Here is a 16,884-nt window from a genome sequence, read left to right on the forward strand (position 1 = left end):
CCGGGCCGGCGGCCACGCGCCCTTCCCCGCCCGCCGCCGGCACGGCACGGTGGAGTCCCGCGACGGAGAGGCGAGTGCGATGGGCCAGCAGCAGTTCGGTGACTACCAGTACGAGATCTACGGCGACGGGCTCCGGGGTGTGCTGCCCCGGTTCCCGATGACCTTCGCCGGGCTGGCGGCGGGCGCCGAGGCCGCCCTCCCGCCGTCGGTGTGGTCCTACGTCGCCGGCGGGGCCGGGGACGAGCGGACCCAGCGGGCCAATGTGAGCGCCTTCGAACGCTGGGGCCTGGTCCCCCGGATGCTGGTCGGTGCGACGGCCCGCGACCTGTCGGTGGAGCTGTTCGGCCTGCGGCTGCCCGCACCGCTGTTCCTGGCCCCGGTCGGGGTGGCCGGCCTGTGCGCGCAGGACAGCCACGGCGACCTCGCCACCGCCCGCGCCGCGGCCCGTACCGGGGTCCCGATGGTCGCCTCCACGCTCGGCAACGACCCGCTGGAGGCGGTCGCCGCGGAGTTCGGCGCGACCCCGGGCTTCTTCCAGCTCTACACCCCCACCGACCGCGAGCTGGCCGCCAGTCTGGTGCACCGGGCCGAGGCGGCCGGCTACCGGGGCATCGTGGTGACCCTCGACACCTGGACCACCGGCTGGCGCCCGCGCGACCTCGGCACCGGCAACTTTCCCCAGCTGCGCGGCCACTGCCTGGCCAACTACACCGCCGACCCGGTGTTCCGGGCCCGGCTCGCCAAGGCCCCGGAGGAGGATCCACGGGGTGCGGTCGAACTCTTCATGCAGCTCTTCGGCAACCCGCTGACCTGGGACGACCTGCCCTGGCTGCGCTCGCTCACCACCCTGCCCGTGCTGCTCAAGGGCATCTGCCACCCGGAGGACGTCCGCCGGGCCAAGGACGCGGGCATCGACGGCATCCACTGCTCCAACCACGGCGGCCGCCAGGCCGACGGCGGTGTGCCCGCACTCGACCTGCTGCCCGAGGTGGTGGCGGCGGCGGACGGCCTGCCGGTGCTGTTCGACTCCGGGGTGCGCACCGGCGCCGACGTGCTCAAGGCGCTCGCACTGGGCGCCACGGCGGTCGGCGTCGGCCGCCCGTTCGTCTACGGCCTGGCGCTCGGGGGCACCGACGGGGTCGTCCACGTGCTGCGCTCGCTGCTCGCCGAGGCCGACCTGATCATGGCCGTCAACGGCTACCCCGCGCTCGGCGACCTGCCCGCCGCGCTCCGCCGGGTGCCGTCCGGGAGCTGAGCGCTCGGAGCGCTCGGAGCGCTCGGGCGGTTCAGAGGGTGAGCCCGGTGCCGGTGGCCAGGGAGCGTTCGGCGGCGGCGAGGATCTCCACCACCCGGGCGCCGAAGGCGGCGTCGCAGGCGTGTGCCGGGCCACCCGCCGCGGCCGTGAGCAGGGCGTCCAGGGCGCGGGCGTAGGCCTCGGCCGGGCCCTCGTTGCGGCCCGGCATCCTGGTCAGGCCGGCGTCCCCGCGCAGCTCCAGACCGACCCCGTCGACGGCCGCCGCCGGCGGGGTGGTCAGGCTCAGGGTGAGGGTGGAGCTGGCACCGGAGTCGTGCCGCAGCACCAGGTGCACGGTGTCGCCCGGGCCGGCGGCCGCGGTCACCTGCCGGACCTCGCCGAGCGCGGGCAGCAGCATGGACAGCGCGTGCGGGCCGACGTCCCACAGGGCGCCCTTCTGCTGCCGCCACGGCGAGGCCGCGTACGGGCTGTCCGGGGAGGTGAAGACGGCGCCGAGCCACTCGCAGCGGGCCGTGAACCAGCCCTGGCGGGCGGCCTGTTCGGCGAGCCAGTCGGCCTGGTCCGCGTTGAAGCGCAGGGTGAAGAAGACCACCGAGGCGAGGCGGTGCCGGCGGACCGCCTCGGCCACCCGGTGGGCCACGGCCGGCTCCAGCGCGACCGGCTTGTCCAGCAGCAGGTGCTTGCCGGCCTCGGCGGCCCGGATCGCCAGCTCGCCCTGGACGGACGGCGGCAGCGCGACCGCGACCGCGTCGACCCGGTCGAGCAGCGCGTCCAGGTCCTCGTACACCGGCACGCCGTACGGCTCGGCCAGCTCGGCCGCCGCCTCGGGCCGCCGGCCCCAGACCCCGGCGAACTGTGCCCGCGGGTGCGCGGCCAGCGCCGGGGCGTGCACCCGCCGGGCCCACGGGCCCGTCCCGAGCAGTCCGATCCTCATCGTGATGGCCCTCAGTTCTCCGTACTCGGCCCGGTCGAGCTCAGCGCTCGACCCGGATCAGGGTGAAGCCGTCGTACCCCTTGGTGCCCACGGTCTGCACAGAGGTGGCCGAGACCCGCGGCTCGGCGGCGATCAGCTCGTGCATCCGGCGCACCCCCAGCACCGCGGCGTCCGTGGAGCCGGCGTCGGCGACGGCGCCGCCGCGCACCACGTTGTCCACCACGATCAGCGCCCCGGGGCGGGTGAGCCTGAGCGCCCACTCGAAGTAGTCCGGGTTGCTCGGCTTGTCGGCGTCCACGAAGACGAAGTCGAACGGCTCGACGCCCTGCTCGGCGAGCCGGGCCAGGCTGTCGGCGGCCTTGCCGACCAGCACCTCGGTGCGCCCGCCGAGCCCGGCCCGCTCCAGGTTGGCCTCGGCCACCCGGGCGTGTGCCGGGTCCAGCTCCAGGGTGACCAGGCTGCCGTCGGCGGGCAGCGCCCGCCCCAGCCAGATGGTGCTGTAGCCGCCCAGGGTGCCGATCTCCAGGATCCGCCGGGCGCCACGGGTGACGGCCAGCAGCTGAAGCAGCTTGCCCTGGTTGGGCGCCACGTTGATCTGCGGCAGGCCCGCGGCGTCGGCGGCGGCGAGCGCGCCGTCCAGTGCCTCGTCCGGGCCGATCAGCACCTGGCTGAAGTAGTCGTCGACCGCTGTCCACTGCTGCTGGCTCACTGGCCGCCTCCATGTCACTGGTCGGGATCAGGGATGGATCGTCCGCAACCCTAGCCGACCCGGGTGACGGCGGATCAGTCGGAGACGGCCTCCACCGGCGTGCCGCTCTTGCCGCCCACCACCTCGGGGTGGCCGACCCTGGCCTTGGCCGCCCGGCGCTTCATCAGCCAGGCCGAGCCGCCGCCGACCAGCACGGCCGCCACCAGCCCGATCCAGGAGAAGCTCTTCAGCCACTTCTCGGCGACCTTGCCGACCTGGTACACCAGCAGCGTGGTGCCACCGGCCCAGGCCACCCCGCCCAGCACGTTGGCGGTCAGGAACTTCCAGTACGGCATCCGCAGCGCACCGGCCAGCGGCCCCGCGAAGATCCGCAGCAGCGCGACGAAGCGGCCGAAGAAGACCGCCCACATCCCCCACTTCTGGAAGGAGCGCTCGGCGCTCTCCAGGTGCTCCGGGCCGAAGTGCCGGGGGAACTTCCGCCCCAGCCGTTCGAACAGCGGCTTGCCGCCCTTGCGACCGATCGAGTAGCCGATCGAGTCCCCGACGATCGCCCCGAGGATCGCGCAGGCCGCCACCCACCAGGGGCTGACGTGGCCCTGCGCGGCCAGCAGCGCCGCCGACACCAGGGCGATCTCGCCGGGCAGCGGGATCCCCAGGCTCTCCAGCCCGATGATCAGGCCGACGATGGCGTACACCGCCGCGGGCGAGACACCCTCGATCCACTGGTCGATGTGCAAGGCGGACTACCTCCGTGGGCGTGCTGCGACGACTTCCGTACTGCCGGATCGGGCCCACGCGCGCGGGTACGGCGAGGCTCCCCCTGTCAGGGCAGCCTAACTTGCCGACGGCCCCCACCTGCAACGGACCACCGGCCGCACCGGTTCCCGCAGCGCGGCGGTCAGGGGCGGGCGGCGGCCGGGGCCGGAGCGGCGGCGGCCAGCAGCACACCGGTCCGGCTGCCGTCCGCCGCACCGGGCCAGCGGGCCGCGGTGATGAACAGGGTGTGGCCGTCCGGGCCACCGAGCGCGCAGGAGAAGCCGCCCCGGTCGAGCTCGATCCGCTCCAGCACCCGGCCGCCCTCGCGCACCCGCACGCAGCACCGGCCGGGCACGTCCGCGTACCAGACGGCGCCCTCGGCATCGAGGCAGATCCCGTCCGGGGCCGCGCCGTCGAGGGCCGCCCAGACCCGCCGGTTCGCCAGGGTGCCGTCGGGCCGCAGATCGAAGGCGGTGAGCCGGCTCGCGTACGACTCGGCGACGATCAGCGTCGAGCCGTCGGGCGTGACGGCCATGCCGTTCGGGAACTCCAGCCCGTCCGCCACCGGGCGCGCCGCGCCGTCCGGGGTGACCAGCGCGAGCAGGCCGGGGGCCGGGGCCTCCCCGCCCATCAGGTCGAAGCCGATGCCGTTGACGTACGCGTTGCCGCGGCCGTCCGCCACCACCTCGTTCCACGGACGGTCGCTCAGCGGGCGCAGGTCGGCGAGGGGGGCCGGCGGCGCACCGTCGGCCTCCTGGCGCAGCAGCAGCCGGTCACCGCCGTGCACGACCAGCAGCCGGCCGTCCGGCAGCCGGTCGATGCAGAACGGCAGCGTCGCCACCCGCAGCACCACCTCGCGGCCGCCGTCCGGGTCGACGGCCAGCAGCTCCTGCGCCCCAGTCGCAGAGCCACAGCCGCCCGTCGTGCCAGCGGGGCGACTCACCGAGCGCGAGACCGGTCAGCAGGGTGCGGGGTACGGACACGGCGGGGCTCCTCGATCGGCGGCGCCCGGCGGGCGGTGCGGCGGGCAGCGGGCGGGCGGGCGGTGCGGATCTCGACCGTAGACCGGCCGAACCGGCGCGGCCCGGCGGCCCGGCCGGGGTGAGAAGGCTCACCCGCGGTGCGCGACCGGCCCCGGAGGCCGGGCCCGGGCCCGGCCGGGCTGGGCGAACGCCCTTCCGGCAGGGCCACAAGGCCCGTCCGGTTCGGGACCAAGGTCACCGATTTCCCGGACCTTCGGCCGCCCTTGGACGCTGCGGACCGGGGCAACCGTGGACGGTCGTCGCCCGGTGGATCCGGGCGCCGGGGCCGCCCGCCGGGCGGCCCCGCCTTCTGCCGTCTACCCGGCGCCTGCGGTGCGGGAGCATCGCCGTGCGCTCCGGAGGACCCGATTTCCATGTCTCGAACGATCGACAACGCCCCGTATACCGCCTTCCACCGGAAGCTGGCCCTGGCCTGCTCCGGTGGGCCGCTGCTCGACGGCTACATCCTGAGCATCGTCGGCGTGGCCCTGATCGGGATGCGTCCCGAGCTCGGCCTCTCCACCGCCGAGGTCAGCCTGATCGGTGCCGCCGCACTGCTCGGCATGTTCGTCGGCGGCGCGCTCTTCGGCGTGCTGACCGACCGGATCGGCCGGGAGGTGATGTACACCGCCGACCTGCTGGTGATGGTCGTCTGCTCGGTGCTCTCGTTCTGGGTCGACACGGTCTGGGCGATCGCCCTGCTGCGCTTCGTGCTCGGCCTGGCGGTGGCCGCCGACTACCCGATCGCGACCTCGCTGCTCGCCGAGTGGCTGCCGGCCCGCCACCGCGGCCGCCTGCTCGGCCAGCAGATCGTCGCCTGGTACGCCGGCTCCGTCCTCGCCTACCTGACGGGCTACCTCTTCCTGCGGTTCGGCGGCGCGGGCAGCTGGCGCTGGATGCTGGCCAGCTCCACCGTCCTGTGCGTGGTGTTCCTGGTCATCCGGCGCGGCTCGCCGGAGTCGCCGCGCTGGCTCGCCGCCCACGGGCGGGTCGGTGACGCCGTGCGCGTGGTCGAGAAGCACCTGGGCGTCCGGGTGGACGGCCGCGAGCTGATGCCCGATCCGGCCGAGGCCCACCGCCGCCGCGGTCTGCGGCTGCTGATGACCCCGCCCTACCGCCGCCGCACGCTGTTCTGCGGTCTGTTCTTCCTCTGCCAGGTCGGCCCGCTCTTCGCGATGCTGACCTTCGGTCCGCAGATCCTCTCGTCCTTCGGGATGCCCGGCGGCACCGTGCTCGACACGCTGGGCACGGGGCTGGTGAGCCTGGTGTTCCTGCTGGGCTGCTTCCCGGCCCTGCGGCTGATCGACACCCGGGGCCGGCGTCCGGTGATCATCTGGTCGTTCGCCCTGATGATCGTCCCGCTCGCGCTGCTGGGCGTGTGGCCCACGGCGCCGGCCGCCGTCGCCGTCATCGCGCTGTGCGCGTACGCGTTCCTGTGCGGCGGGCCCAACGTGCTCGACTGGACCTACCCGAACGAGCTCTTCCCGACCGAGATCCGGGCCACCGCGGTCGGTGTCGCGACCTCGGTGAGCCGGATCGGCGCGGCCGTCGGCACCTACCTGCTGCCCCTGTCGCTGACCGGGCTCGGTACCGGCCCCACCATGCTGATCGCGGCCGGCACCACGGCCGTCGGCCTGCTGGTGTGCGTGCTGTGGGCCGAGGAGACGCGCGGCACGGCGCTGGGCGCCGCGTCGACCGGCACCCTGCCGGCCGTCCCGGAGCAGCGCGCGCCGCAGCCGGTGCGCTGACACCCGGCAGGCCGACCGGGCCCGGGGTGGGCGGCGCGGCCGCCCACCCCGGCAGCGGGCTTCCGGACCGGCCACTACGGCCGGCCGGCGAACTCCAGGACGGTGACCGAGGGCCGGCGGGCCGCCAGCGGCGGTACGGTCAGCGCGAACGGCAGCAGGGCGCCGACGAGCCCGCGCCCGCCGACCGGGCGGACGTCGCGCACCGCGGCGATCGCCGGGCTCGCGGTGCGCAGCTTGGCCCGCTCGTCCGCATCCATCGCCCACGGCATCGGGGGCGCCTGGTACCCGCTGGTCCGCATCCTGCCGCTCACCGTGAGCCGGCCGAACCAGCGCGGCACGGCGTCCAGCACCAGCGAACCACCCGGGAACCGATCCGCACAGCCCGCGATCAGGGCCTTCACCTGGGGCGGCCGCAGGTACATCAGCAGGCCCTGCGCGGTGATCAACACCTCCCGGCTGCGGTCCACCTCCTCGGCCCAGCCCAGGTCGGTGGCGTCGGCGGCCAGGTACCGCTGGCGCGGGCCGGGCGGCAGCAGCCGCTCGCGCAGCGCCACCGACTCGGGCAGGTCCACGGTGAGCCACCGGGCCCGCCCGTTGTCGATCCGCCAGTACTGGGTCTCCAGACCCTCCCCCAGGCAGACCACGGTGCCGCGCGGCTCGCGGGCCAGGAAGTCCGCCACCTCACGGTCGAAGCAGGCCGTCCGCAGCGCCTGCAGCTGGGCCTGGAGGGCGCTGGTGCCGAACCGGTCGGCGAACGGGTGGTCGATCCGGTCGACCAGCTCGACGGCCGTCGGATCCTGCAGCACCGCGTCCGGCCGCCGGGCCTCGACGGCGCGCTGGTACAGCGTCCAGAGTGCGGTCTCCGGGACGGCCGCCAGCTCGGCCGCGACCCCTGTCGGCTGATCGCCCGTCATGTCCTGCTCCTCCACCCGTCCGGTACTCCGGCATTCTGACACCCGTCCACCCGCTCGGCAGCGCGGGCGGTCAGCCCACGCTGAACGCGCCCTCCGGGGGCGGCGGGGAATCCTCGGCGCGGGCGTCGGTGACCGGGCGGACGCCGCGGACCAGGGCGGCGAGCTCCGCGTGGTCGGCGAGCCGGGCGGGGAAGGGGTCGGCGGCCAGCCGGCGGCTCAGCTCCTCGACCGGGAGCTCGGCGCCGGAGCCGACCAGCAGGACGTTGCCGTACCGGCGGCCGCGCAGCACCGAGGGCTCGGCGATCAGGCAGGTGTGCGGGAAGACCTGGCGCAGGGTGGCGGCCTGCGCCCTGGCGAAGGCGAGCGGCGGGCCGTCCGCGAGGTTCGCCGCGTAGCAGCCGCCCGGGCGCAGCGCGGCGGCGGCGAGTTCGAGGAACTCGACGGTGGTCAGGTGGGCCGGGGTGCGCGAGCCCCGGAAGACGTCGGCGACCAGCAGGTCGGCGCCGGCCGCCGGGGTGTCGGCGAGCGCCGCGCGGGCGTCGCCGACGGTGACCTCGATGCCGGCCGGCCAGGGCAGCCGCTCGGCGACGAACCGGACCAGCGGGCCGTCCAGCTCGACCGCGCGCTGCCGGGAGCCGGGGCGGGTGGCGGCCAGGTAGCGGGGCAGGGTGAGTGCGCCGCCGCCCAGGTGCAGGGCGGTCAGCGGCTGCCCGGCGGGGGCCAGGGTGTCGGCCAGGTGGGCGAGCCGCTGGACGTACTCGAACTCCAGGTGGGTCGGGTCGGCCAGGTCGACGTAGGACTGCGGGGTGCCGTCCAGGGTGAGCAGCCAGCCGCCGTCCCGGTCGAGGTCGGGCATCAGCTTGGCGGTGCCGAGGTCGACCGGCCGCTCGACCGGGCGTGGCTCCTCGGCGGGAGTGCTCACGCGGGGGTGGGCAGGTAGGCGGTGAGCCAGCGGTCGAGCTCGGTGAAGACCTGCGCCCTGGCCTGCTCGCCGGAGAGCACCAGGTCGTGCATGCCGCCCTCGATCCGCACCACGGTGACGTTGCGGCCGAGCCGGGGGCCGAGGGCGGCGATGTCGTCGGCGCGCAGGACGGCGTCGGTGCGGTGCAGGGCCGGGTCCCAGCGGTTGGTGCTGGTGCTGGCGGTGGAGGCCATCAGCAGGATCGGGCAGTCGATGGTCAGGCCGCGCCGGACCTGGCGGTGGCCGCGCTGGATCGCCGCCAGCCAGCCCGCGTAGAGCGGGAAGCCCTCGGCGGGCTTGAGGGTGAGGTCGAAGTCCCAGCTGCCGCGGTGGTCGCGGTGCAGGCTGTGGACGTAGTGCGGGTTGAGCGAGGAGGGCAGCTTGCGGGTGCCGGCCAGGCGGCCGAGCGCGTCGACCGCGGGGGCGCCGAGGGTGCGCACGGCGGGGGCGGCGGGCATGGCCAGGAACGGGCTGTTCAGGAACAGCCCGTCGATCAGGCCGCGGTCGGTGCGCCGGCCGGCCCACAGGGCGGTGATCAGGCCGCCGGTGGAGTGGCCGTTGACCAGCAGCCGGGTGTGACCGTCGACCTCGCGGATGATCCGGACGGCCTCGTCCAGCTCCTCGTCGTAGGAGGCCAGGTCGCGGACGAAGTTCGGCGACTGGTGGGCCTTCAGCGAGCGGCCGTACTTGCGCAGGTCGAGGGCGTAGAAGGAGTAGCCCGCGGCGGTGAAGTGGTCGGCCAGGTGGGTCTGGAAGAAGTAGTCCACGTAGCCGTGGACGTAGAGCACGGCCTGCTCGGCGCCGGGCACCAGGCGGCGGACCAGGGTGGCGCTGACCGCGCCCTCCTCGTCGGGCCGCAGGGGGAGCTCGGCGGCCTGGTAGGGCTCGCCGAGGATGTCCGTCCGAAACTCCATGCTCTGGTCCGCACCCATCTGGTTCCTTGCCGCACCGGTTCCCGGCCGCACTGCCGTGACTGGGTCCGACCCTACCGCCCTGGTCGGCCCGGGTGCGTGCCGAGGGTGGGCCGGAGCAGGGCGAGCGGGCCGGTCCAGTCGAAGGTGTCGCGGCCGCCGATCTCCTTGCCGCCCATCGGCGGCTGACTTCCGATCAGCACCCCCATCGAGCGCAGCACCGCCAGGCTGGCGCGGTAGGCCGGGTGGGCGGCCTGGGCGGCGTTCAGACAGGGCTGGACGGCGGTGGGGGTGCCCAGGCCGGGGGCCTCGCAGAGGATGCCGAGGGCGAGCGTGTCGCTGATCCCGGCGGCCCACTTGTTGACGGTGTTGAAGGTGGCGGGCGCGGCCAGCACGGCGTCCGCCGGGGGCAGCGGCTTCGGCTCGCCCGGGCGGCGCAGCGCCGACCGGACGGGGTGGCCGGTCCGCTGCTCCACGGCGGGGCGGTCGAAGAAACCGAGTGCGGTGGGGGTGGCCACCACGCCGACCTGCCAGCCCTCCCCCTGCGCGGCGTCGATCAGCTCGCCGACGCCGCCGGCCACCCCGGCGGCGCAGACCACCACGTACAGGAACGGGCCCCGGCCGTCGCTCGCCATCGCGCTCAGCCCTGCCCGGCCCGCCACTCCTCGGCCAGCAGGCCGAAGAGCACCTCGTCGAGGAAGGAGCCGTAGACCCAGGCGGAGCGCCGCAGGGTGCCCTCGTGGGTGAAGCCGGCGCGCAGCGCGGCGCCACGCATGGCCGCGTTGTCGGCCAGCGTCTCGATGCCCAGGCGCTGGAGGCCGCGGACGGCGAAGCCGTACTCGCAGAGCACCCGGACCACGTCCGCGCCCAGGCCGCGGCCGCGGAAGGACGGGCGCAGGGCGAGCCCGAGGTGGCCGGTGCGGTTGTGCACGTCGATGCCCCACAGGCTGGCCTCGCCGGCCAGCTCGCCGGTGGCCCGCTCGACCACGGAGAAGATCGCGGCGGAGTCGTCGGGCTCGCCCGGGGTGAACGGCGACCGCGGGCCGGCGGCGACCGGCCGCCAGGGGCGGGAGTCGCCCCGGGAGCGGCCGAGGACGTCCTCGTACAGCTCGGTGTGCAGGACGGGGACGTCCGCTTCGGTGCGGGCCCGTAGTTCGATCTTATCGCCTTGAATCATGCGGCCAGTGGTACTCCTCTGCGGCCTTGCGCCGCAAGGCAATTAGGTCGGGTGGCTCAGGGCTCGGGGCTGCCGACGCGGCGGGGTGCGCCGGCGCTGCCGCGCAGCACGCCGACCACACCGAGGGCGGCCGCGCAGATCGGGACGGCCAGCAGGGCGCCGATGATGCCGGCGATCCCGGCCCCGGCGACCACGGCGAACATGATGGTGGCCGGGTGCAGCTCGACCGTCCGGCTCTGGATCACCGGCTGGAGCACGTTGCCCTCGATCATCTGGACGGCCAGCACGACGCCGAGCGTCCACAGCGCGATGCTCAGCCCGCCGTCGGCGAGCGCGACCAGCACGGCGACGGTGCCGGAGAGGAAGGCCCCGATGAACGGGACGAAGGCGCCGAGGAACACCAGCGCGCCCAGGCCCGCCGCGCCGGGGACGCCGAGGACGAGCAGGCCGATGGTGATGAAGACGGCGTCGATCAGCGCGATCAGGGTGGTGCCGCGCATGAAGCCGGCCATCGCGGTGAACCCCTGCTGCCCGCAGGCGATCACCAGCTCCGCGCGTTCGCCCCGGAGCACGGAGCGGACCAGGTCGGGGGTGCGGTGCCCGTCGCGGAGGAAGAAGAAGACCAGGGCGAGCGCCAGAACGCCGCCGGTGATCAGCTGCACCGCCACGCCGAGCCCGGAGAGCACGCCCCCGGCCAGCGAGCCGACCAGGGACCCGCCCGCCGAGCTGCCGGAGCCGGCCGAGTCGGTGACGGCGCGCTGGAGCTTGGCCCCGGCCGGACCGAGCCAGTCGGCCAGCTGCCGGCCGGCCAGCTCCAGCGAGTCACCGATCTGCCCGGCGCTGTGCACCAGCGAGTTGGTGAGCAGCGCCAGCACCGCGCAGACCGCGGCCACCAGGACGGCGCAGGTCAGCGCGGCGGCCAGGCCGCGCCCGAGGCCGCGGCGGACCAGCCAGGGCATCACCGGCTGGAGCAGGGCGGTGCCGAGCAGGGCCACGATCATCGGGATGGTGGCGGCGCGCAGCGCGACGAAGGCATAGACCACGAGTGCCGCGACGGTGATGAAGAGGATCACGGCGGTGGACCAGGCGGCGGCCGTGCGCACCGCGGGCGGCAGCGACTGGTAGGGCCGGCGGCGGTCGTCGTCCGTCCCGGGGGGCGTGGGCTCCACCGACATTCCCGCCTCCGCCTCGCCGGCCGCTGCTGACCGACCCATCCCAGCAGATGATCTGACGGAATGCCTGAATGGTCGGCCTCGGGCGCGTCCGGCGCGCGGCGGCCTGCCGTCAGCCTTCCTGCTCGACCGCCACCCGGGCGCCGGTGTCGCCGGTGAAGTCGAGCACCCGGGCACCCTCCCGCTCGACCTCCGCCAGGTCCGCCCGGCCCAGCCGGCCGAAGGCGCGGACCCGCAGCACCCCGTCCTCGATCCGCCAGAGCCCGGCGACCAGGCCGTCCACCAGGACGGACCCCAGCACGATGCCGTTCGGGGTCATGATCCGGGGCCGGTACTCCTCCGGGAGCACCCGGGTACGGTCGGCGTGCGAGAGCAGCAGGTTGTCGAAGGGCGCGAGCAGCCGCACCGGCGCGGGCACCGACGGGTCCGGGCGCGGCGCCCCGGGCAGGTCGTAGAGGGTGCGGCCGCGGGCGTCCCGGAACAGCAGCAGGTCGGGCGCCAGCCGCTCGAGCACCGGCCCGAGGCCGGTCAGGCCGCACCACTTCTGGGCGTCCGCCGCGGTGGCCGGGCCGAAGGCCGCCAGGTAGCGCAGCACCATGGCGTCCGGCGAAGGGTCCTGGTCGAGCGGCCGGCCGAGCCAGTGCTCGGCGGTGGTGTGCGCGGCCGGGCCGCCGCGCCCCCACAGCCCGCGCGGCGGGACCTGGACCAGCGGCAGCCGGCAGCGGGCGGCCTGGGCCAGGGCGCCCGGTTCGCCGTCCGGGAACGGCTCGGCCAGCAGCGGGCCGAGGTGCTGGAAGGTCAGCGGCTGCGCCTCGACCAGGGCGCGGGCCCGCTCGGCGAGCCGGTCCAGGTCGACGCCGGGCAGGCGCTTGCCCCAGTTGGCGGCCAGAGCGCGGTCCAGGACCGGCTGCAGCAGCGGGCGCAGCAGCAGGCAGTCCTCGGCGGTGACCAGGTGGATGGTGGCGCGCTGGAGGGCGATCCGGACCACCTCGCGGCCCTCGATCAGCCGGCTCAGCTGCTCGGGCCGGAACCCCTCGATCCGGGAGAGCAGGCCGAGGTAGGGCGGCTCGGGGGCGGCCTGCGCCTGGAGGCCGACCAGGTGGCGCACCATCGCGGCCGGGGCCAGGGCCGAGCGCTCCAGCAGGTGCTGGCGGGCCAGCACGGCGCGGCCGAGGGCGCGGGTGCTCAGCGCCTCGGCCGTCATCGGGCGGGCGCGCGGCGGTCGAGCTCGGAGCGCAGCAGGCCGATCCGGTTGGAGGTGATCGAGTCGACGCCCGCCCGCAGCATCCGGCGCACGGTGCGGCGCAGGTCCACCGTCCAGGTGGAGACGGCCAGCCCGGCCTGGTGGGCGGCGGCGGTGAACTCCGGGTCCACCAGGCCGAACGGCGGGTTGATCCAGTGCGGGCGCAGGTCCTCCAGCAGCGGCCGCCCGGGCAGCCGGGGCTGCTTCCAGGTGAGCGCCAGCTCGGCCTCGGGGGCGAGCGCGCGGACGGCCAGCATCGCGGTGGCCGGGCCGCAGAAGGCCACCCGGCGCTCGGCGCCGAGCGCGGTGACGGCCTGCCAGGTGGCCGCCACCGGGCCGGGGTCGTCCAGGTCGATCAGCAACCGGCCGGCCGGGGTCTCGGCGGTCGCCTTGAGCGCCTCGGTGAGGGTGGGCACCCGCAGGCCCGGGCTGCCGAGGTCGGCGAGCTGGTCGAGGGTGACCCGGTCGACCTGGCGCGGGTCGCCCCAGTGCCGCTCCAGGGTGCGGTCGTGCAGCAGCACGGGGACGCCGTCCCGGGTGAGCTGGACGTCCACCTCGACGGCGTCCGCGCCGGCGGCGAAGGCGGAGACCACGGAGGCGAGGGTGTTCTCGCGGTGGCGGAAGGGGTCGCCGCGGTGGGCGACGGCGAGCACGCGGCTCATCGGCGGGGCCTCTCTCGGTCGCGGGGGTTCAGGCGCGTTCGATCACGACGTTGGTCGACTTGATCACCGCGGTCGCGGGGGCGCCGGGCACCAGGCCGAGCTCCTCGGCGGAGTCCCGGCTGATCAGCGAGACCACCCGGAACGGGCCGGCCTGGATCTCCACCTGGGCGGCGACGTCACCGAGCACCACGTCCGTGACGATCCCGGGGAAGCGGTTGCGGGCCGAGGACGGTCGCCCCTCGACGGCGGCGTTCTCCGGCCTGGCCAGCTCGCGGGCGAAGGCGGCGAGCTGCGCGCCGGGGATGATCCGGTGGCCGTGCTCGTCGCGCTCCGCGGCGACGCGGCCGGCGTCCACCCAGCGGCGCATGGTGTCGGCACTGACGCCGAGCATCGCGGCGGCCTCGCCGATGCGGTACGGGTGGACCGGCCGGTGGGGCTGGGCCATGGGTGTGCTCCTGGCGTGCTCGGCGGACTGTCGCCGCCATCCTGCCCTACCCGGGCCCGGTGGGGCGACGCGCCGTCACCCCTGCCGTCACCCCTGCCGCCGCGCCGCCGCCCGGGCCGTGCGCCGCGGTGGTGGCGCGCCCGCGTGCCGGTCGGGCCTCACTCGCCGCCGAACAGGTCCCGGCGCGCCGCGTCGCCCGCCGTGAGCACCGCGCCGGCGAGCACCGCGCCGCCGCCCGCCGTACCGGCCCGGACCTCGGTGCGCAGCGGTGAGAGCGCGGCCAGCCGCCGCTCCACCCGGGCGGCCAGCTCGGCGCCGCCGGCCAGGCCGAGCTCGCCGCCGAGCACCACGCAGCCCGGGTCGAGCACCACGCAGATCGCGGACGCGCCGATCGCGATCCGCTCGGCCAGCTCGTCCAGGAAGGCGTCCGCGCCGGCCGCCACGGCCGCGCGCAGCACCAGCTCGGCCCGCATCACCGGGCCGGCCGTGCGGTCGACCGCCAGCCTGTGCCGCCGGGCCAGCTCGCACACGGCGGCGCTGCCGACCAGCGAGTGGTAGCCGCCCTCGCAGCCGGTGGCGCTGGGCAGCACCGTCGTCCCGGGCACCGGCAGGAAGCCGATCTCGCCGGTGCCGCCGGAGGCTCCGCGGCGCAGCCGCCCGTCGAGCACCACGGCCGCGCCGACGCCGTGACCGAGCCAGAGCAGGGCGAAGGTGTCGCGGTCGGCGGCGGCGCCGACCCGGTGCTCCGCGATGCCGGCCAGGTTGACCTCGTTGTCCAGGATCACCTCGGCGTTCTCCAGCGTCCCGACGCCGGAGCTGGGGCGCAGCGCGGCCAGCAGCTCGGTGTGCCAGCGCGGCAGGCCGCCGGAGTTGCCGAGCTCGCCGGTGGCGGGGTCGACCAGGCCGGGGGCGCCGACCGCGACCGTGTGCAGCCGCTCGGCCCCGGCCTCGGCGGCGGCCCCGAGCAGGGCGTCGACGGTCCGCTCGGCCAGGTCCTGGTCGTCCGGGCCGGCGGGGATCTCCGCGGTGGCCAGGGTCCGGCCGGTCAGGTCGGCGACCACCAGGGTGACCCCGGTGGCGCGGATGTCGATGGCCGCCAGGTGGGCCCGGTCGGCGACCAGGGCGTACAGCCGGGCGTTGGGCCCGCGGCGCAGCTGGGCGCTCTCGCCCGCCGGGGCGACCAGCCCGGCCCGCTGGAGGCGTTCCAGCAGGTCGGCGACGGTGGGGCGGGAGAGCCCGGTGAGACTGCGCAGCTCGGACGCGGTCAGCGGCCCCCGCTCCAGGAGGAGGTCGAGGGCGAGCCGGTCGTTGATGGCGCGGGCGGTGCTCGGGGTGGCCGTACGCGCGATGGTCATGAGGCTGCATCCTTCCAGAGGTTTCTATCAGGATCCCTTCCTGATAATTTATCGGACATCGGCAGTCGACAACGGGGAGGGCCCGGCCATGGGGCAGAGGTCGCCGGAAGGACCGCACGTGCGGGACGTACAGCGGGCCAGGGTGAGCATCGCTCTGGTGTTCGCCGTGCACGGTGCCGTCACCGGCACCTTCGTCACCCGCATCCCCTGGATCCAGGACCACCTCGGACTCAGCCCCGGCCGGCTCGGCCTGGCGCTGGTGCTGCCCGCCGTCGGCGCCTCGCTGGCGATGCCGCTGGCCGGGCGGATCGTGCACCGGTACGGGGAGAAGGCCGCGGTGCGCGGGCTGCTGACGCTCTGGTGCCTCTCGCTCGCCGTGCCGGCGCTCTCGTTCAACCTCCCGACGCTCTGCCTGGCGCTCTTCCTGTACGGGGCCACCGCCGGGATGGCCGACGTGGCGATGAACGCCCAGGGCGTGGAGGTGGAGGAGCGGCTCGGCCGGTCCGTCATGTCCGGCCTGCACGGCATGTGGAGCGTGGGCGGCCTGGTCGCCTCCGGCTTCGGCGTGCTCGCCGCCCACCAGCAGACCGACGCCCGGCTCCAGTTCGCCGTCACCGCGGCCCTCCTGGCGCTGCTGGCCCAGCCGGTCTGCGCGGGACTGCTGGACGTCCGGCCGGCCGCCGAGGAGGAGGCGCCGCCCAGGTTCGCGCTGCCGCCCCGGGCCGCCCTGGCGATCGGGCTGGTCGGCTTCTGCGCGGTCTTCGCCGAGGGCGCCTCGATGGACTGGAGCGGCGTCTACCTGCGGGACGTCACCGGCTCCTCGGCCGGGACGGCGGCCGCCTGCTACTCCGCCTTCGCGGCCACCATGGCCGCCGCCCGGCTGGCCGGCGACGCGGTGGTGCGCCGGCTGGGGCCGGTGCGCACCGTGCGGTTCGGCGGCGCCACCGCCGCGGCCGGCGGCCTGCTGGTGGTGCTCGCCCGCACCCCGTACCTGGCCATCCCCGGCTTCGCCCTGATCGGCATCGGCATCGCCGTGGTGGTCCCGCTCGCCTTCGCGGCCGCCGGCCGGGCCGGCAGCAACCCGAGCCGGTCCATCGCCGGCGTCGCCACCATCACCTACACCTCGGGCCTGGTCGCCCCCGCGATCGTCGGCGGCATCGCCCAGGCCAGCTCGCTCACCGTCTCCTTCGCCGTGGTCACCCTGCTGGCGGCGGCCCTGGTGCCGGGCGCGGGCGCCCTGCGGCACCGCAGCGCGGCCCGGCGCGAGCAGGTGCCGGGGCTGGAACCGGCATCCTGAGCGGGCTCCGCCGAAGGTCTGACCCCACGTCAATCCCGTTCCACCGAGGTGTGCTTGATCTCCAGCGCCGGCGACGGCGAGCTGGCATCCTGGAGCCACACCGGGGAGGGGCGGGAGATGGCGGACGGGCAGGGCACGGCCGCGGAGCAGGCCGGCGGAGTGCGAAGACCGCGTCGTGCTGCGGCAGCGGCGCCGCCGGAGACGGCGAGCGGGCCGGGCAGGGCGCAGCCGACCGAGCAGCCCGTGCCGGCCGAACAGCCTGTGCCGGCCGAGCGGCACGGCGGGCGTCCGCCCCGGCCCCGACCGGCCCGCACCGGCCGGCT

General features: G+C 75.9%; 17 protein-coding genes. 3 read left to right on the forward strand and 14 right to left on the reverse strand.

Annotation, left to right across the window (positions count from 1 at the left end; genetic code table 11):
• The first annotated feature begins 79 nt into the window (after positions 1–79).
• Entirely contained in the window at positions 80–1,255 is a 1,176-nt protein-coding gene (locus tag AB0K43_RS07885; protein WP_363636944.1) for an alpha-hydroxy-acid oxidizing protein, read from the forward strand.
• Positions 1,256–1,286: 31 nt separating this feature from the next.
• Here the strand turns inward: AB0K43_RS07885 and AB0K43_RS07890 are convergent, their stop codons facing one another.
• The 4 genes from AB0K43_RS07890 to AB0K43_RS07905 all read right to left on the reverse strand — a co-directional run bounded on the left by AB0K43_RS07890 (position 1,287) and on the right by AB0K43_RS07905 (position 4,597).
• Positions 1,287–2,189 (reverse strand): Gfo/Idh/MocA family oxidoreductase, encoded by a 903-nt coding sequence (locus AB0K43_RS07890; protein ID WP_363636946.1) that lies wholly within the window; start codon positions 2,187–2,189, stop codon positions 1,287–1,289.
• A 40-nt stretch (positions 2,190–2,229) separates the two neighbouring features.
• Positions 2,230–2,898, reverse strand: a complete 669-nt coding sequence (locus AB0K43_RS07895) for an O-methyltransferase (protein WP_363636948.1) — start codon at positions 2,896–2,898, stop codon at positions 2,230–2,232.
• Positions 2,899–2,972: 74 nt separating this feature from the next.
• A complete protein-coding gene (locus tag AB0K43_RS07900; RefSeq protein ID WP_363636950.1) occupies positions 2,973–3,635 on the reverse strand; it encodes a DedA family protein in 663 nt (220 codons plus the stop codon).
• Positions 3,636–3,796: 161 nt separating this feature from the next.
• On the reverse strand, positions 3,797–4,597 hold the full coding sequence (locus tag AB0K43_RS07905) for an SMP-30/gluconolactonase/LRE family protein (protein ID WP_363636952.1): 801 nt from the start codon (positions 4,595–4,597) through the stop codon (positions 3,797–3,799).
• Between the two features lie 453 nt (positions 4,598–5,050).
• On the opposite strand from AB0K43_RS07905, the gene AB0K43_RS07910 reads away from it, so the two are divergent.
• Positions 5,051–6,424 (forward strand): MFS transporter, encoded by a 1,374-nt coding sequence (locus AB0K43_RS07910; RefSeq protein ID WP_363636954.1) that lies wholly within the window; start codon positions 5,051–5,053, stop codon positions 6,422–6,424.
• 74 nt (positions 6,425–6,498) lie between these two features.
• Here AB0K43_RS07910 and AB0K43_RS07915 read toward each other — a convergent pair whose 3' ends face one another.
• The 10 genes from AB0K43_RS07915 to AB0K43_RS07960 all read right to left on the reverse strand — a co-directional run bounded on the left by AB0K43_RS07915 (position 6,499) and on the right by AB0K43_RS07960 (position 15,264).
• Positions 6,499–7,338 (reverse strand): class I SAM-dependent methyltransferase, encoded by an 840-nt coding sequence (locus AB0K43_RS07915; RefSeq protein WP_363636956.1) that lies wholly within the window; start codon positions 7,336–7,338, stop codon positions 6,499–6,501.
• A 70-nt stretch (positions 7,339–7,408) separates the two neighbouring features.
• The gene (locus AB0K43_RS07920) at positions 7,409–8,194 is read right to left on the reverse strand and encodes a fused MFS/spermidine synthase (RefSeq protein WP_363637152.1); all 786 of its coding nucleotides are present in this window, start codon (positions 8,192–8,194) and stop codon (positions 7,409–7,411) included.
• Between the two features lie 62 nt (positions 8,195–8,256).
• Positions 8,257–9,213, reverse strand: coding sequence for an alpha/beta hydrolase (locus tag AB0K43_RS07925; protein WP_363636958.1), 957 nt, complete (start codon positions 9,211–9,213; stop codon positions 8,257–8,259).
• 71 nt (positions 9,214–9,284) lie between these two features.
• Positions 9,285–9,845: a flavoprotein gene (locus AB0K43_RS07930; protein WP_363636960.1), complete on the reverse strand. Its 561-nt coding sequence runs from the start codon at positions 9,843–9,845 to the stop codon at positions 9,285–9,287.
• Between the two features lie 5 nt (positions 9,846–9,850).
• Positions 9,851–10,387: a GNAT family protein gene (locus AB0K43_RS07935; protein ID WP_363636962.1), complete on the reverse strand. Its 537-nt coding sequence runs from the start codon at positions 10,385–10,387 to the stop codon at positions 9,851–9,853.
• A gap of 56 nt (positions 10,388–10,443) precedes the next feature.
• A complete protein-coding gene (locus AB0K43_RS07940; RefSeq protein WP_363636964.1) occupies positions 10,444–11,562 on the reverse strand; it encodes an AI-2E family transporter in 1,119 nt (372 codons plus the stop codon).
• Positions 11,563–11,671: 109 nt separating this feature from the next.
• Positions 11,672–12,763: a winged helix DNA-binding domain-containing protein gene (locus tag AB0K43_RS07945; RefSeq protein WP_363636966.1), complete on the reverse strand. Its 1,092-nt coding sequence runs from the start codon at positions 12,761–12,763 to the stop codon at positions 11,672–11,674.
• On the reverse strand, positions 12,760–13,464 hold the full coding sequence (locus AB0K43_RS07950; protein WP_363636968.1) for a glycerophosphodiester phosphodiesterase: 705 nt from the start codon (positions 13,462–13,464) through the stop codon (positions 12,760–12,762). The genes AB0K43_RS07945 and AB0K43_RS07950 overlap by 4 nt, the downstream gene beginning before the upstream one ends.
• A gap of 28 nt (positions 13,465–13,492) precedes the next feature.
• On the reverse strand, positions 13,493–13,909 hold the full coding sequence (locus tag AB0K43_RS07955) for a helix-turn-helix transcriptional regulator (RefSeq protein WP_363636970.1): 417 nt from the start codon (positions 13,907–13,909) through the stop codon (positions 13,493–13,495).
• 158 nt (positions 13,910–14,067) lie between these two features.
• Positions 14,068–15,264: an ROK family transcriptional regulator gene (locus AB0K43_RS07960; RefSeq protein ID WP_363636972.1), complete on the reverse strand. Its 1,197-nt coding sequence runs from the start codon at positions 15,262–15,264 to the stop codon at positions 14,068–14,070.
• Positions 15,265–15,352: 88 nt separating this feature from the next.
• On the opposite strand from AB0K43_RS07960, the gene AB0K43_RS07965 reads away from it, so the two are divergent.
• A complete protein-coding gene (locus AB0K43_RS07965; RefSeq protein ID WP_363636974.1) occupies positions 15,353–16,561 on the forward strand; it encodes an MFS transporter in 1,209 nt (402 codons plus the stop codon).
• Positions 16,562–16,884 lie beyond the last annotated feature (323 nt).

Source organism: Kitasatospora sp. NPDC049258 (assembly GCF_040678895.1).
Taxonomy (GTDB): domain Bacteria; phylum Actinomycetota; class Actinomycetes; order Streptomycetales; family Streptomycetaceae; genus Kitasatospora.

Bases quoted from the DNA above. Each gene is read 5' to 3' on its own strand.
- AB0K43_RS07925 (WP_363636958.1), bottom strand. From the start codon at position 9,213: ATGGAGTTTCGGACGGACATCCTCGGCGAGCCCTACCAGGCCGCCGAG.
- AB0K43_RS07950 (WP_363636968.1), bottom strand. From the start codon at position 13,464: ATGAGCCGCGTGCTCGCCGTCGCCCACCGCGGCGACCCCTTCCGCCAC.
- AB0K43_RS07955 (WP_363636970.1), bottom strand. From the start codon at position 13,909: ATGGCCCAGCCCCACCGGCCGGTCCACCCGTACCGCATCGGCGAGGCC.
- AB0K43_RS07940 (WP_363636964.1), bottom strand. From the start codon at position 11,562: ATGTCGGTGGAGCCCACGCCCCCCGGGACGGACGACGACCGCCGCCGG.
- AB0K43_RS07915 (WP_363636956.1), bottom strand. From the start codon at position 7,338: ATGACGGGCGATCAGCCGACAGGGGTCGCGGCCGAGCTGGCGGCCGTC.
- AB0K43_RS07885 (WP_363636944.1), top strand. From the start codon at position 80: ATGGGCCAGCAGCAGTTCGGTGACTACCAGTACGAGATCTACGGCGAC.
- AB0K43_RS07890 (WP_363636946.1), bottom strand. From the start codon at position 2,189: ATGAGGATCGGACTGCTCGGGACGGGCCCGTGGGCCCGGCGGGTGCAC.
- AB0K43_RS07965 (WP_363636974.1), top strand. From the start codon at position 15,353: ATGGGGCAGAGGTCGCCGGAAGGACCGCACGTGCGGGACGTACAGCGG.
- AB0K43_RS07945 (WP_363636966.1), bottom strand. From the start codon at position 12,763: ATGACGGCCGAGGCGCTGAGCACCCGCGCCCTCGGCCGCGCCGTGCTG.
- AB0K43_RS07910 (WP_363636954.1), top strand. From the start codon at position 5,051: ATGTCTCGAACGATCGACAACGCCCCGTATACCGCCTTCCACCGGAAG.
- AB0K43_RS07935 (WP_363636962.1), bottom strand. From the start codon at position 10,387: ATGATTCAAGGCGATAAGATCGAACTACGGGCCCGCACCGAAGCGGAC.
- AB0K43_RS07960 (WP_363636972.1), bottom strand. From the start codon at position 15,264: ATGACCATCGCGCGTACGGCCACCCCGAGCACCGCCCGCGCCATCAAC.
- AB0K43_RS07930 (WP_363636960.1), bottom strand. From the start codon at position 9,845: ATGGCGAGCGACGGCCGGGGCCCGTTCCTGTACGTGGTGGTCTGCGCC.
- AB0K43_RS07920 (WP_363637152.1), bottom strand. From the start codon at position 8,194: ATGCCCGACCTCGACCGGGACGGCGGCTGGCTGCTCACCCTGGACGGC.